Raw genomic sequence first — 13,759 nt, 5'->3', positions numbered from 1 at the left:
CATGACACTCTCTATCGTACCAAGGGAGCTTTTTTTATGCACATCGCTAAAATCCCACTTTATCCTCATATTCCTTTATAACAGGAATGCTCCTCGTGCCTGCGGGGTCTCGATCATCCTCCTTTTCCGCAGGAGTCAAGCACCTTCCGCTCCACTCCACTCTACGTTTTTTATCAAAGTACGGATGCAAGAGGAGCGAATCTCCCAAACCATCCCTTCTTTACAAACCATTCACAAAAAAAGAGAATAATAGATGGGCACATCACCCATTTTATGAACCATCTTGAAATCCATCACCACGACCTCAACACCATCCATCTTGAAACCAACCCAATAACTGAATCGTAAATAAGGAAAAGCATCCAGCGAAAGGAGCACCCACGTGAAAAAGATCATCCGATTCCTCACCTTCAACGGCGTCTTCTTCATCCCGGCCATTATCCTGAGTGTTATGCTCTGGAGCGGATACAATGACTCTATCTCAGAAGGGAAACTCAAACCGGACGACATCGACCGGCTCTACACATTTGATGGAGGAAACCGTGTCATCGGCATTACATTTGACCATGTACCAATGACACAAATGACTTCTAGTATGTACGATACGAAAACCAAGCAAAAACTCCGGTCCTGGACATCCGGAAGCTACTCGTTCGATGAAATGTCGGTGACAATTCAAGGAAAACAGCTTCTGCTCGCATCCAAAAGCCCTGCAGAAGATCTTGAGATCTACAATTATTTTCCCGATGATGACCGAAAGGAACTGGTCAAAAAAAGACTCACCATCCCTTCTTTCCTGAACTCGAATACATATCAGTGGAATGGTCGAATGATTTTCTCTGGAGGAAGCGAAGGGACCGCTCTCATACTCGGGGAACTGAAAGATGGAAGATTCCTTCTTCACAATCTGAATGAGGAAGACCTCCCGGCAAGACCCACCAGGATGGAACCTGTCATGAATACCTTTAACGGCCAGACCCGCATCCCGATCTTTGAAGTTACACTTAAAAATGATCAAAAGGCCTTTGTCAGCGCCATATCAGACGACAACGATCACCTCAGTGTCTACGTTGCAGACGAAGAGGACCAGTTTCCCATCGTGGGAAATGCGGTCGAGAAGCAAATGCGCCGAGATATCGGTCAAGAGCAGGAGATGGCGGTGGATGTAGAACGGGAATACCCCAACAGGGCCCGACTGGTGAAGACTGACGGGGAACTTGGAGAAGTCGTAGCCACACCTGAGGAAGTTTACCAAGCGAACGTGTACCAGCTGAACGACGAGGAAGTGCTGATTGCGGGCTCCACGGATGAGGACGATGCGAAAGGAGAACTCACCGGGTTCATTTACAACCATCACACCGGCGACTCTGTCTCGGTGGATCCTGTCTTTAACTCGCTATCCTTTAAGTCACTTGAAGACAGCGGGCTGTCGTTCCATAAAAACCTTGAGAGCACCTCCCTTTACTATGCATACAACAATCAATCCACAGGTGTATACGATATGGATTCAAAGGAAATGAACGAATGGACGGCTGCAGATATTGTTGCGATGGAAAACGCCGACCCTTCTCATGAAAAATCGTTCGATTCCTTCAAAGACTATGTACTTGAAGGCGGGGCACTCGTGCTAAACTGGGCCATTTGGATTTTCATCCCCCTACTGCTTTTGGCAGTGGTGTTCATCCTTCCTCCTATCCTCAGGGTCATCAGAAGGAAGAAGCTCGAGGAAAGTGAAACCTTGGCGGCCGAGATCGTATCGATTCAAGAGACGGGCAGCTATCTGAACGAGCAGCCCGTTGTAAGAATCCAGCTCAGGTTCCTGCATGAAGGGAAGCGGATCGAGAAGACGGTCAAAACCGTCGTTTCCTATGTTCAGATCCCACGTCCGGGACAGCAGATTCTGATCCACTATCATCCGAAAAAACAAAGGGTGACGCTGCTTAAAGAAGGAGATGCGATCAGGGAGACCAAACCGGAGATGATCAACGGGGCAGTGTTGCGGAAAGTGGAGTCCTACGGGATGGTCGGACGGGGACATGTCGTCCTGCTTACGTTTGAACACAATCGGGAAAGCTATACGATCCCTGCCATCCAGGCTTCCGGTTTCGAATTCCAAGAGGGAGAAAAAGCAGATCTTATGCGGATCAACGGGCAACTGAAGATGGTTGCTTACGGTGACGCAATCATGAACCGATCGGGAAAAGATGTCACGGTTACGGGGACCATCCTCCGTGCCCAGACATTCCCGATCGCCCTGCATGATCAAACGCCGGTCCTCCTGGATTTGACGATATCCTCCGACGGGAAACCCGTTCAAAGGACCGTAAGTCAGTTTATCCCCAGTCATATGACCATTGAGCCTGGTGCCACCATCCAGATTCAAACGAAACAAGGGGACTTGGAGAAGGAGCTTGCCTTCGCGAACGAAAAACAAGGAAGCGCCACGATCACCAGCGTGTCCTTTACCGGTGTGGTAGGCAACCTCCCTCTTGCCACCATTCACGCTGATCGAAACGGTATACAGTATGACATCCAGCAGACCATCGACCCGATCACGGGTGTGATGCCAGGCGATGAATGTTGGATTGCCTATAACGAAAGGACGCATCAAGCACTCATCATCAAGTACGCGTCCATATAAAAAAAGCGTTCCTCTTCTGGAGGAGCGCTTTTTGCTTTTAAGCACGGGTTTCAAACTTGCGTAGGACCCTATCATAGATGAAATTCCCAAACGGAATGAAGGCGACCAACACCCCTGCCACGGACCATTTCAAATGCCAGCGCACCTTGAACGTCACGTAAGCGAGGATCAACAGATAGATCACGAACAGACCGCCATGAAGCGAACCGACAATCGTGACGGCCATGGGGATATCCGCCATATATTTAAGCGGCATGGCGATCAAAAGCAGAATCAGAAGCGACATCCCTTCAACAAAACCGGCCTGACGAAGCCGACCAATACTCGTTGTATGTTGCATATACAAACCTCCCTGAGCTAAAGCTTGTTTTCCTCCTTCTAATATAAACGAAAGATGAGAGGTACATGCCTGAATCGATCAAAGATTCGAAATTTGTTCATGATTAAGGAATGAAATCCCTTACCCAATCGAAGCAGGAAGACTTCCTTCAATCCCTGATAACGTTACCAAAACAATCCGCAAGCCTGTCAAATATTCAACATGGGTCCTTTGTAAGAGAGTAGGACAATCCCAAAACGTGTTATAATAGAGGTACACAACATATATGGGGGCAGCGGCTCACCCACTCCTGATTTCATTCGGAAGGGGGGTGATACGCTTATGATAGCAATAGGTGATGTGCTTCATCTCATGATTGCGTTTGGTTCGCTTATTGTGGCGATTATCGCGGTTACCAACGAAAAAAAGAAGTAACCATCGTCCCCATGGCCTTGAGGAAAATCAATGATTACTTCACTTTCGATTGACTCTTGTGAGCCGCTGCATTCATGCAGGTTATGTTGTGAAGGAGTCCCGATGGCAGTCGGGGCTCCTTGTTTTATTTTGGTTTCGTACTTCTATTATATACGCTAAGCCTGGATTTAGTAAAGAAATTACACCACATCAGCCGAATGAGACAAGCTTTTTCGCTTCATTTCTTCCCTCTTCTGTCACCGTGCATCCACGAGCCCCTTTATGGACGGTGATCCAGCCCCGCTCCTTGAGCTCTTGAATGATTGATTTCACTTTCGATTCACCAATCAACATGCCTTTTTGCCTGAGCTGGTCGACCATTTTACGCCGTCCTATTCCATATGTATGATAAATCGTAAGCAGCACCTGCTCTTCCTCGGAAAGGGCAGAAGTGGAATTTCCCCGGCTCTCTGCCTCTCTGATCAAATATGTAGGAAGCTCGGAAAGCTCGATCCGTTCACTGGGTGGCCTAATATTGATGACATATTCCACTACATTGGTAAGTTCCCGAATATTTCCCGGCCAGGGGTGGTGAACAAGGAACTGAAGAGCTTCCTCCGTAAACATCTCATGAAGATGATAATGTTCTTCCTCTGAATGAACATTTAAATAGCTCAGCAATAAGGATGTAATGTCTTCCCTCCTCTTCCTCAGAGGGTGTGTCTGCAAGGGGAGGACGTTTAAGCGATAATAAAGATCCTCTCGAAAGCTCCCTTCCGCCACTTTTTCTTCAAGATTGATATTCGTGGCCGCAATCACCCGGACATCGATCGGTACAAGTTCTGTTCCTCCGACTCTCCGTACGACCCCTTCCTGAAGGACGCGAAGGAGCTTCACTTGCAGTGACAACGGTGCATCTCCGATCTCGTCCATAAAGATGGTCCCCCCATGGGCTTCTTCGAACAGTCCATGTTTACCACCTTTTTTTGCACCAGTGTAGGCTCCTTCTACATAGCCGAATAGCTCGCTCTCGAGTATCGACGGGGAAAGGGCAGCGAAATTCACCGGCACAAACGCCTGCCCTGCCCGCCCCGAGCCGTTATGGATCGCTTGGGCCAGCAGTTCCTTCCCTGTCCCGCTTTCTCCTTGAATCAAGATTGTGGAGTCACTTTTAGCCATTCGCTTCGCCATGTCGATCATCCGCGTGACCTCAGGATTCTTAGATGAGAGATCTTCAAAAACATGACGTGGAATGAACCTATGATGCTGGATCTTAGACCTGAGGGCCGTATCCAAGCGCCTGAAGCTATCGTAGTTCCGGCATTCCACCAAGTAGCAGATGACTCCCTCCTGATTCTCGACTTGGTCCACGGAGACAATGAACAGATTGCCGCCGATCTCGACGATTTCTTCTTCTCCCAGCTGATTGAGTGCCGTCCCTTCACCCATCAGGTCCGAAATATTCTCCCCATTGAAGATCCACTTCATTTTCTCGTTGGCGTAGGTGATGGTTCCATAGGGATCACAGAACATCAGGGCTTTGGAATATTTATCGAAGATCGTCGTCAGCAATAGATTGGATCGGTCCAGTTTACGATTGAGGGTGGAAAGGTAGCGTGTAAGATGCACAATTTCACTAACGAACTCTGAAGAAGCCACGGCCCCTGCATCATCCAGGATTTCAAGCTGTGCCATGACTTCCGTGATGGTCGTGATATCCACTTGCCGATGACCGATGTTGATGACCTGCTTGACCCCTTCAGGAACAAGATGGGGTTCACCAGGTGTAATGGAAACATCGCACGTTCGGTATTCCTTGATCCCCGGGTAATATGGATGGAAGGTGAACGAGTGGAATCCCTGGCTCTTCAGTTGTGCGATCGACTCGGTGCAGCTTTCCTCCGTATCATTCACAAGGAGGATATCGGTCGTTTCCTGAAGGGAAAAGACCGGCTCAATGAACTCATAGCTCATGGTCCTTCTCGCGACGATGAGCTTTTGTCCGGAAGAAAGGTTCTTTGCAATCATTCTGCCGACCAAATCGCTTGTCACCAGGATCAGGGGACAAGACCTGTCTGGCTCCATCCCCTTCTCCAGCGCAAATCCCTTTACCTGTACCCGATCGCCCAGGTAGCGGTTCAACTGCTCCATCATGCTGTTCAATGTATTCTCCCCAAGGGAGACCACCGCTAATTCCTTCATCCATTACACTCCTTCTTTACTCAAACACACCACGCTTCACCACGTCATAGCCCGCGACAAACGCTTCACCATTAATGAAGACGTCGCGTATGGTCAAAGAGTCATCAAGCAGAATCAGATCAGCGGCCCCACTTTCTTCAAGCTTTCCACGTCCACCCTGGAGCCCCAGGCCCTTGGCCGGATTGATCGTGAAGGGTTTGATTGCCTCCTCCAACGAGAGCCCTTCTTCAAAAACGAGCTCCTGAAGGGCAGTCAGATTCGGTTCGACTCCAGCCACTTTCAGTCCGACCAGCTGACCGTTTTCATCAAAGGTCGGCAGGCTCCCATTCGCATCGGAGCTGACAGTGATCGCATCGATTGAAACGCCTTTATCGAGAAGGTAGGTGACGCCTTGTGCAGGCGAAAGACTCCCAGCTGACGTCTTTGTCTGGATATTCGACGTCAGGTCGACCAGCCCGCCCCGACCTGCAAATTCTACCGACGCATCGAGCAACTCGCTTGTACGGTTGATATGGGTCGGACTGAACAGGGAAATCGGTAAATCCGTCGACTCCACTACGTCGTAGATCTGTTGGTAGTGCCCTTTTCCCGACCCCATATGAAGGTGGATAAACCCTTTTTTCTTGGAAAGCATCGACGACACCCGGACATAGGATGCGAGGCGTCTCAGTTCCTCGGTGGTCACGTAGGAAGCTCGGTGGTCTTCGATGGCCAGTTTCAATCCAAGTACTTCACTGAAGAACATGATGTCTTCCCGGATATCACCGGTGATGGAGTTCGGAGGATAGCCGTAGCCCCCCGTCAGCATGAAGGCGTTCATTCCCTCTTCCCGAAGTGACTTCACTTTGGACAGCAGACTTTTCGTGCTCCTCCCCACGTCGTTGGTCCCCAACAGCCCCACCACGGATGTGATACCGTTCTTCACAAGGGAACTGAGTCGTACCTCCGGCGTGCTGGATGAAAATCCGCCTTCCCCACCCCCTCCGGTCAGATGGACATGCCTGTCAACCATCCCGGGTATCATATGCATCCCGTTTGCTTCAATCACAGTATGATCAAGGGAGCCAAGGCTCAGGTCCGTGCCGATCTCGATGACCTTACCGCCCCCGACCAATACATCCCGGACTCCGGCGAATTGTGGTGTATATACGTTTGCTTGTTTAATCAATTTTAACATGAGTGATTTCCTTTCTGTCGGTGAACTTTAGATCGCTGATTTCTTAGGGTCTTCTAATGTCTCAGGCTCGGACTTTGCAATTCCGAACCCCGTATATCCAAAGATGATGGCGAACACAAAGCCCATGTAACACATCACGGCCCAAGGAAGATAGTCGAGAACGGGTACGCCGAGTGTACTGGACATGTAGACGCCTGCCAGTGACCACGGGACGATTGGAACAATGACCGTTCCGGAATCCTCCAATGTACGGGATAGGTTTTTGGCATCAAGCCCTCTTTCCGCATAGACTTTCCGGAACAGCTCTCCAGGGATGAGGATGGACAGATAGGAGCTCCCGGTTGTCACCGCCATCGTAATACACGAGAGGACGGTAGCGAGGACGAGACTACCAGTGGACTTCGCCTTTTGATTGATCTTCTCGAGAACGACCTCTAACGAACCTGTTTTACTCAGGATTCCGGCAAAAGAGAAGGCACAAAAGGCAATCAGCGTCGTGCCCATCATGGAGCTCATGCCCCCTCTATTCAGAAGGTTGGCCACTTCAGGTGAAATCCCTTCAGATCCCGAAAGCATATCGACATTGAACCCTGATACGGATGAGAGCAGGGCGTTTTCAAGGCTTGCTCCCTGGATGCCCACCCCCAGGATGATGGCGACAATCGAGGATCCAAGCATGACCGGTATGGTCGGGTATTTCATGATCGATCCAAGCAGGACGATGAGGACGGGAATGACCAAAAGGATATTCCAGCCGAACATGGACGTGAGGGCCGACATCATAGCCTCCAGCTTGGCCGGGTCTCCAGCACCTTCTGTCATGGCAGATTTACCGACGAACAGATAGATCACCATTCCCACCAATGCAGCCGGGATGGTCGTGTACAGCATATGACGTATATGATCATACAGATTGCTCCCTGCGGCAGCAGGAGCGAGATTCGTCGTATCAGAAAGTGGGGAGATCTTGTCCCCGAAGTATCCACCTGCCACAATGGCCCCTGCTGTAACCGGGAGGGACACTCCCTGCACCATGGCAATGCCGATGACCGCCACCCCGATGGTTCCTACCGATCCCCAGGATGTACCGGTAAAAGTCGAAACGATGGCCGTTACCAGGAAAGCCGTGATGATCAGGTAATCCGGATTGATGAAGCGGATGCCGTAGTAGATCATCATCGGGATCGTCCCTGAAATCATCCACGTCCCGATCAGGATCCCGACCGTTATTAGAATAAGGATCGCCGGCATGGATTTAGCCACTTTCTCCACAATTCCCTCCTGCATCTCTTCCCACGATAGCCCTAGAGCTAGCCCGATCACCCCTGCGATGATTGTGGCTGATATCAACAGCGGCTCTGCTTTAAAATGGAAGACCCCATATCCGACACCCAAAAGCACGAGCATAGAGACAATTGGTAGCAGTGCAAGTAACAAACCTGGTTTCTTTGTCATCTTTCATTCCCCCTCTTCTTTATACTTTTCATAAGCAAGAACTGTGCCAACTTTTAATTTTACTGATTTATCTGAATTATAAGGGAAAATAGATTATAAACACGCCCTCCAAACGGGGTCAAAATGGGGTTAACGGGGTGATTTAACCCATTTATGCTGTACTATATATATTCTGAACACAAAAAACGTTCCGAGCACCCTCAGAACGTTTCCATATACTATTAACCCTACGCCAAGCGAAGGTAAAAACAGGTTCAATGATCAGGACCCATCCTGACACCTCATTTTGTATCCTATAGGTTCGAAAAAGGCCCGGCGCATCTCCAATCTTACTTCAATGCCTCTCTCAGCGGTTCCTTCAACGGCCCGGCAAGCGTCTTCGAGTACAACGTCGAGATATGATGATAATCCCGGTAAACATACACATTCCCTACTACGGGTGGACATGTACCATCCTGACAGAATGATCCGGATAAATCGGCAAACGTCACATTGGACGGTTGTGTATCGAGACGTTCCCAAGGAGCTTCAGGGGAAAGGACATCTGACCGTTTGGGACTGCAGGCTTCAATACCGTTTTGCTCCACGCACGTAACCGGATCTCCTTCCATGGCAGGATTGTCACGGACAGCGAAAATCTCTGTCACGCCTTCAAGCTTCTTCCACTGATCGAGGTATCCTTTCGGAACGGTATCTCCAATCCCCACATTCGCCGTCGTGAACACAAGGCCTGGAGGATCTTCTTTAAGCATCTCCACCACCGTCCTGTTCCACTCCATGCAGGAGCTGTTCAACGCTCCGTCAAAATCATCGGCCGAGAACCGGCATGCGTCTTTATTATAAATATCGATTTGAAGATGAAGGTCATCAGACAGCTCTTCAAGAGCCGGGAACCAGTGGCCTGAGTGTGATCCCCCCACAAGGGCAATCGTATGTTCAGGATTCTTCGTATCTCCCATGGAACACTTTGTCACTCGGTCATCTTCCATATTGGAGAAGCAGTCAGCATGGTCGTAAAAAGAAGGTAGATCTTCTTTGACAAGGGCCGGTGACGGAGCAGGATCCTTTCTTTCTGCAGGGGTGATCCCTTCCGATATTGCCCTTGCTCCCGGATAATCCTCGATAGCATATGTTTCTTCCCCTTTTTGATGAACGTAGTAGCCCCAGGCTGTATTGGAACCCATAACAGTAAAGAGAAAGAGCGCCAGCGTAAAAATGAGTTTTTTCTTCGATGTACGGACGCTCATCTTGCGGACGGGCTTCTCCATCATCCTGACCGATATCCATGCTAGTATGGCAGCAGAGATCATAATGGCGAGACCCGGGATGAAGGTCACTTTATCGGTACCCGTTTTGGCATAATAAAAAATCAACAGTGGCCAATGCCAAAGATAAAAACCGTAGGAAATTGATCCGAACGCCTGAAACGGTTTGGATCCCAGGAGCTTTTCTGCTCCGAAACGGCTTCCATTCTCTGCTGCGATGATGATCATGATGACACCGCCTGTGGGAAGAAGCGCTGCATATCCCGGGAATACCGTCGATACGGGAAGCAGGATCCCGGTCAAGCAGATGATAGAGAGACCGATCCATCCGAAAATGACCCCCATGGCTTTCGGAAACCGCAGATACGGAAGCAGGAGGGCGAGTATTCCACCAAGGCTGAACTCCCATGCCCTGGCGAACGTATCAAAGTATGCCCAAGGCTGTTCCACGGCCGTCTTGTAGATCGAGTACGCCATGGATAGCGTGAACAAAACAAGAAGGACCCCGAGAAGCGTTTTCCTTTGCGGCTTCTTCCACACCTTCCGGGCAAGCCAAAAGGAAAACAGGATCACAATCGGCCATGTGAGGTAAAACTGTCCCTGAATGGACAGAGCCCAGAAGTGCTGGAGTGGACTTGCCTGATTTGTCTGTCCGAGATAGTCAACGGCACTGGTCGCGAGATACCAGTTCTGAGTATAGGTCCCGGAAGCGATAACCTCCCCGATGATCTGTTTCCACTGACTTTCCGGAACAAGGAGGATCGATCCTGCCACTACAAACAGAAGGACCGTGAAAGCAAGGGGGAATAATCGCCGTGCCAGACCGAGCAAATACTCTCCAAAATGGATCCTCCCCTCACGTTCCATCTTGGACACAAGCGAGGTGGTGATCAGGTATCCTGACACGATAAAAAATACATCCACCCCTCCGGAGACCGCTCCGATCCATATGTGATAGACTGCCACCAATAAGGCGGCGACCGTTCGAACGCCCTCTAATTCCGGGCGGAACTTTTTCTCGGGTACTCGTAAATCCATCTTCCCCACTCCCTGAAGTCATGTTGCTTCGATCATAGATCATTTGTGTAAAGAAAAGGCATGGAGAGTGTTAGATCTTTGTAAAGGATCTCTCTCCCCCTACCGGTTTTATCTGCAAAACATCCTCGCTTTTATTTTGTACTGCTCGATCCACACCCTCCGTGGTAAACTTTAACAAAGGAGGAGATGGGATGATTAAGATGATCAAGCAGACCGACGAGGATACGTTTTATTGGGAGATCTGGGAGGAGGAAGAAGACCAGGAGCTCTTGGAGCACTTCGGTATCGTGGGAGATCAGGGTGAGGCCCGGCGTTTTGCACTACCAGCGGGAGAAGATGCGGAGGTATGGATGGAAGAAATCGCAGAGGAGAAAGAATCAGAAGGCTATGAATACCTCGATGAAGAAGAACTACATGAACTGGTGATTCAATACAGCTATGAAGAAGACCAGATCGAGGAAGCCCTCGAACGAAGACATGCCGTGGAGGAATTGATGAACGAATGCCTCGGTTGGACGGGGAACGGTCACTGTGACGGAGGGGACATCGGGAGCGGAACGACCAATATCTTCACCTATGTGGTCCATGTAGAGCGAGCCGTCAAGTCGATCCTCGATGATCTTCAGGAAAACGACTTGATCGAGGGCGTTAAGCTGGCATATGGCAACCCGGATAACGAAGAGTATGAAGCCCTCTATCCAAAGGGAGCTCATTTTGAGCTCATCTGAAGGACAGAGCCCTCCCCCTTCCTTAGGGGGAGGAGCGAAAATCACCTATATGCAGTAACCGTCAAAAAGATCGTCACGAGCACGATGCCAAAGGATGCCATCATGAACGGTGTGATAGAAAGAGAAAAGGCCGATACATCCCTATCTGCCGACCCCGAGCTCGATATGTATCGCCGCTGCACCGTTTCCGTATTCAACCTCGACTTGGCCAGAAACGGTGAAGCCACTGAAGAGAGCACCAGGAAGAAGCTTGAGACGAACAGTGTATTAAGAAGCAAAAAGTGATACGTGTAATTGATGGCCACTACCCCGCCTAATAGCAGGGAAAAGATAATGCCGGACATTAAGACAAACTGCCCGACATGCCCGCACTTTCCCTCTAGGCTTTTATACAGCCAGGCTTCAAAACCTGTCCACCCTTTTGTGAGAAACAAAACCAGGACAATCAGTAATAATACATTCAGAACTCCAATCCACAACAAGTTGAAAACTCCTTTTTTTACCATTATACCAAATTACACACAGTACAAAAAGCGTAGATATTACCTTATTTATACAAATATTTCTCCTTCCTTTAAGTTCTCTGACGTTTCTATTAGAGTCAATATAAAGAAAAAAGACTCCTAGAATAGAAGTCTCTCTCCCTTTAAGCCCCTGCAGCTACGAGCAACCAGAAGCCGAATTTATACACAAACGTCACGATTCCAAGAATCAAGCCGGTGTAGCTCATCCCCTTTGATTGATTCTGCCGGATGCCCACCGCACCGAATATAATCGCCAAGATCCACGCAGGCATAAAGAACCAGCCGATGATCGGGATAATACCGATCACAAATCCCACGATTCCCAAAACAAGCGACGTCACGGCCATACCGTTATGATGCGGGTCTTCCACCGCCACTACTTTTTCTGTTTCCATTCCATCACCCCCAGTTCACTTTATGAGGATGACTTTTGGATTATTCGTTGGTTTTTCAGAATGAAACATAGGGACGGTTCCTGTGCGTCATTTGTTTGACGCATCGGAACCGTCCCCTTGCTTCACTTATTGTTTCTTCTTCCACTCATCGTACTGTTTCTGGATTTCATCGAGTACTTTTTCCATTCCAGCTTCTTTCAGCTTTTTGTTGAAGGCCGGCAGATATTCTTCCGGATCGACGGCGCCTTTGAGAAGGGCTGGTGAGAATTCGCTTGTTACGTTGGAAATGGCTGCAATTTCCGTACGTACGGGATTGGAATCAAAATAGAATCCTAGAGCAGGTGACGGTGTAGAGTTCTTGTTGAACTCCTCGAATTTCTCCCATTTGTCCTTAGGATCATCTTCGTACAGCTTCAGAATCAGCTGGTTTCCGATGGCGAAGCTTGGCATGTTGTAGTTTTCTACACGTGCTGGAAGATCTTTGATGGTACCATCTTCGTTTTCTTCATAGTGGGTTCCTTTAATCCCTTTATCAAGAAGGTTCCGAAGGTATTCATCGGAGTTCAATAGATTCAGGAACATCATGGCACGTTCAGGATTCTTCGATGTGGCAGAGATGGCCTGCATGGATCCTGTGACAGAGTTATTGAAGATATACGGTTCGTGAAGTTCCCTTGTCACAATCTCATAACCGGCAGAGCGGGACCATACGTCTTCAGCATAAGGCTGATTGATTTCTTTGCGGACGAACCAGTTCGGTGTTTCAAGGGGCCAGGAATCCGTGCTTGTGGCAGCATCTTTTTGGATATAGCCTTTTTTATAATACTCATGCATGGTTTTTAATGTTTCCATTGTGATGTCTTCTTCGTACTTGTTGACGACTTCATCTGTATTCCCATCTAAACGGAAGGCAAATGGAAGCTCTTCTTGAAGAATGGAATCAAATGGTAGATAGGCATCGAATGTTGCGATTGGTGTGACATTCTTCTCTTTCTCTTTGATGACTTTTAGAAGGGGTTCAAGATCGGCAATGGAATTCACATTCGAGATATCGAGATTATGCTTTTTAACAAGTTCATTATTAAAGGAAAGCACAGCCTGCTGGCCCACCTCTTTATTGGCTGGGATCGCGTAGAGTTCGCCATCGATTTGAGCACCTTCCAGGAAGGCAGGATCGATGAGCTTCTTCATATCCTTTCCATGCTTATCCATAAGATCGTTCAGGCCTAGGAAGGCGCCTTTTCTTGCATTGAGGGCATAGTTATTCGCCCATGAGCTTGTAAAGGCGATATCATAGTTTTCCCCAGAAGTCGTAATGACCTGCATGCGATCATTGTACTCACCCCAATCGAGCATTTTCATATCGATGGTGGCGTTGATTTTTTCCTTTGTGTACTTGTTGACTTCCTTCATGACGTCCTTCGTATCCTTTTGAGGCGTACCGATCATATACCATGTAAGTTTCACTTCTTCATCAGTCGAGTCTCCCGATGATTTTTCACTTCCCCCTCCGCTACATGCAGCAAGGACACCAGTGAGCAGAAGCAAGACGAGCGACAGAATTCCGATTTTCTTCATGTTTCATCCCCCAATTCATAGTT

The 13,759-nt window shown here is 48.8% G+C and carries 11 protein-coding genes; 3 read left to right on the top strand and 8 right to left on the bottom strand.

The window, feature by feature from the left end; translation table 11 throughout:
* The first annotated feature begins 382 nt into the window (after window positions 1–382).
* Complete coding sequence (locus ABJ225_RS16255; RefSeq protein ID WP_347321090.1) at window positions 383–2,641, top strand: hypothetical protein; 2,259 nt, start codon at window positions 383–385, stop codon at window positions 2,639–2,641.
* 37 nt (window positions 2,642–2,678) lie between these two features.
* On the opposite strand, the gene ABJ225_RS16250 is transcribed toward ABJ225_RS16255, so the two are convergent.
* Complete coding sequence (locus tag ABJ225_RS16250; protein WP_048006498.1) at window positions 2,679–2,981, bottom strand: DUF3817 domain-containing protein; 303 nt, start codon at window positions 2,979–2,981, stop codon at window positions 2,679–2,681.
* Between the two features lie 321 nt (window positions 2,982–3,302).
* On the opposite strand from ABJ225_RS16250, the gene ABJ225_RS16245 reads away from it, so the two are divergent.
* Window positions 3,303–3,395 carry a putative holin-like toxin gene (locus ABJ225_RS16245; protein WP_220096603.1) on the top strand — a complete coding sequence of 31 codons (93 nt, stop codon included), beginning with the start codon at window positions 3,303–3,305 and terminating at the stop codon, window positions 3,393–3,395.
* 189 nt (window positions 3,396–3,584) lie between these two features.
* Here the strand turns inward: ABJ225_RS16245 and ABJ225_RS16240 are convergent, their stop codons facing one another.
* From ABJ225_RS16240 to ABJ225_RS16225, 4 genes are all read right to left on the bottom strand, one after another.
* Window positions 3,585–5,576: a sigma 54-interacting transcriptional regulator gene (locus ABJ225_RS16240; protein ID WP_347321089.1), complete on the bottom strand. Its 1,992-nt coding sequence runs from the start codon at window positions 5,574–5,576 to the stop codon at window positions 3,585–3,587.
* A 16-nt stretch (window positions 5,577–5,592) separates the two neighbouring features.
* On the bottom strand, window positions 5,593–6,753 hold the full coding sequence (iadA, locus tag ABJ225_RS16235; protein WP_347321088.1) for a beta-aspartyl-peptidase: 1,161 nt from the start codon (window positions 6,751–6,753) through the stop codon (window positions 5,593–5,595).
* Window positions 6,754–6,780: 27 nt separating this feature from the next.
* Window positions 6,781–8,208 carry a Na+/H+ antiporter NhaC gene (nhaC, locus tag ABJ225_RS16230; RefSeq protein ID WP_347321087.1) on the bottom strand — a complete coding sequence of 476 codons (1,428 nt, stop codon included), beginning with the start codon at window positions 8,206–8,208 and terminating at the stop codon, window positions 6,781–6,783.
* A gap of 329 nt (window positions 8,209–8,537) precedes the next feature.
* Window positions 8,538–10,511 (bottom strand): acyltransferase family protein, encoded by a 1,974-nt coding sequence (locus ABJ225_RS16225; protein WP_347321086.1) that lies wholly within the window; start codon window positions 10,509–10,511, stop codon window positions 8,538–8,540.
* Between the two features lie 191 nt (window positions 10,512–10,702).
* On the opposite strand from ABJ225_RS16225, the gene ABJ225_RS16220 reads away from it, so the two are divergent.
* Window positions 10,703–11,239 carry a hypothetical protein gene (locus tag ABJ225_RS16220; RefSeq protein WP_218247592.1) on the top strand — a complete coding sequence of 179 codons (537 nt, stop codon included), beginning with the start codon at window positions 10,703–10,705 and terminating at the stop codon, window positions 11,237–11,239.
* 41 nt (window positions 11,240–11,280) lie between these two features.
* Here ABJ225_RS16220 and ABJ225_RS16215 read toward each other — a convergent pair whose 3' ends face one another.
* The 3 genes from ABJ225_RS16215 to ABJ225_RS16205 form a co-directional block, all read right to left on the bottom strand.
* Complete coding sequence (locus tag ABJ225_RS16215) at window positions 11,281–11,721, bottom strand: hypothetical protein (RefSeq protein ID WP_347321085.1); 441 nt, start codon at window positions 11,719–11,721, stop codon at window positions 11,281–11,283.
* Between the two features lie 164 nt (window positions 11,722–11,885).
* Window positions 11,886–12,158 (bottom strand): hypothetical protein, encoded by a 273-nt coding sequence (locus ABJ225_RS16210; RefSeq protein WP_056538759.1) that lies wholly within the window; start codon window positions 12,156–12,158, stop codon window positions 11,886–11,888.
* Window positions 12,159–12,284: 126 nt separating this feature from the next.
* Window positions 12,285–13,736, bottom strand: coding sequence for an ABC transporter substrate-binding protein (locus ABJ225_RS16205; RefSeq protein ID WP_347321084.1), 1,452 nt, complete (start codon window positions 13,734–13,736; stop codon window positions 12,285–12,287).
* Between the last annotated feature and the right edge of the window lie 23 nt (window positions 13,737–13,759).

The organism is Rossellomorea sp. RS05 (genome assembly GCF_039822645.1).
Lineage (GTDB): Bacteria > Bacillota > Bacilli > Bacillales > Bacillaceae_B > Rossellomorea > Rossellomorea marisflavi_B.
Note: the sequence above shows the minus strand (reverse complement) of the source record. Positions and strands in the feature narration are given on the sequence as shown.